This window comes from Muricoccus nepalensis (assembly GCF_006438825.1).
Lineage (GTDB): Bacteria > Pseudomonadota > Alphaproteobacteria > Acetobacterales > Acetobacteraceae > Roseomonas > Roseomonas nepalensis.
Genome location: NZ_RCZP01000117.1, coordinates 1 through 1,521 on the forward strand (window position 1 = coordinate 1; position 1,521 = coordinate 1,521).

Annotated in this window: 1 protein-coding gene; it reads right to left on the reverse strand. The window is 76.6% G+C overall.

The window, feature by feature from the left end; all coding sequences use genetic code 11:
* Window positions 1–13: 13 nt before the first annotated feature.
* Window positions 14–1,521, reverse strand: a 1,508-nt coding sequence (locus tag EAH89_RS30835; protein WP_140888001.1) for a methyl-accepting chemotaxis protein, incomplete at its 5' end; no start/stop codon positions are given.

Here is a 1,521-nt window from a genome sequence, read left to right on the forward strand (position 1 = left end):
CGCCGCCCGACGGTCAGGCCGCCCGGATGCCGGCCAGGAAGCCGTTCACCTGGCCGCGGAGGGTCTCCGCCCGCTGCGAGAGGTCGCCGGCGGCGGTCCGCACCTGCGTGGCCACCTCGCCGGTCTGCTGCGCCCCTTCCGTGACCCCCGTCGCCAGGCGGTTGACCGCCTGCGTGCCGGAGGCCGCCTCCGTCACCGCGCGCCCGATCGCGCGCGTCGCCGCCGATTGCTCCTCGGCCGCAGCGGCCACCCCCTGGGTCAGGCCGTCCATCCGCTCGATGGTCCCCGCGATGCCGCGGATCGCCTCCACCGCCCGCCCGGCCTCCGCCTGCATGGCCGAGATCTGCGCGCCGATCTCGTCGGTTGCCTTCGAGGTCTGCTGGGCGAGCTGCTTCACCTCCGCCGCGACCACGGCAAAGCCCCGCCCGGCCTCGCCGGCGCGCGCCGCCTCGATGGTGGCGTTGAGCGCCAGGAGGTTCGTCTGCTCCGCGATGGCGGAGATCAGCCTCACCACGTCGTCGATCCGGGTCGCCGCCTGCGCCAGCCCGCCGACGGCCGCGTCCGTCGCCCGCGCGTCCTCGGACGCCTGCCGGGCCACCCGCGCGCTCTCGCTCACCTGGCGCGCCACCTCGGCGATCGAGGCCGCCATCTCCGCCGCGCTCGACGCCACGGTGTCGACGTTGGTGCTCGCCTGGCCGGACGCGCTGGCGAGGGAGGCCGCGCGCTCGCTGCCCCCGGCCGCCACCCTCTGCATCTCGACCGCCGCCGTGTCGAGCCCGGCCGCGGCCGAGCCCACCGCCTGCAGCCCGGCCGCCGCCTCCGCCTCGAAGTGGCGCACCAGGGCCTCGACGCGCTCGGCGCGCTGGGCCGCCGCGGCACGAGCCTCCTCTTCCAGGCGGGCGTGCTCCTCCGCGCCGCGAAGCCCGTCGCGGCACTCGGCCAGGGCACGGGCGATCTGGCCGAACTCGTCGTGCCGCGCCGTCTCCGGAAGATCGAACTGGTACTCGCGACGGGCCAGCCGCGTGGCCGCGCCGGCCAGGGTTCGCGCGTGCTGCGCGACATCCTTGCCGCAGCCGAAGGCGATCAGGCCCGTGCCCAGCGCGCCGAGGAGGGTGCCGCCGAGGAGAAGCCAGACCGCGCTGTCGTAGCGCCGCTCGGACAGGTCCGCCGCCTCGCGCGCGCCGTTGTCGGCGAAGGTGACGAGCTCGGCGAGGGCGCCGTTCGCGCGGATGGAGAGCCGGGCAAGATCGGTGTTGAAGGTCTGCAGCGCGGCCGGATCGCCGGCCGCGCCGCTCAGGAGCGGGGCGTCCTGGGCCACGTAGGCCGCCCAGGCCGCGGCGAAGGCGTCGTAGAGCCGCCGCTCCCCCGGGGAGGAGATGAGGGCCTCGTAGCGCGCGCGCAGCGCCTCGATGTCCGTGGCGAAGCCCGCCCGGCGACGAAGGGCATCGGCCCGGACCTCCGGCTCCGAGGTCATCAGCACCCGGGCGCCGTTCAGGCGGACGTGCGAGGTGGCGAAGCGCA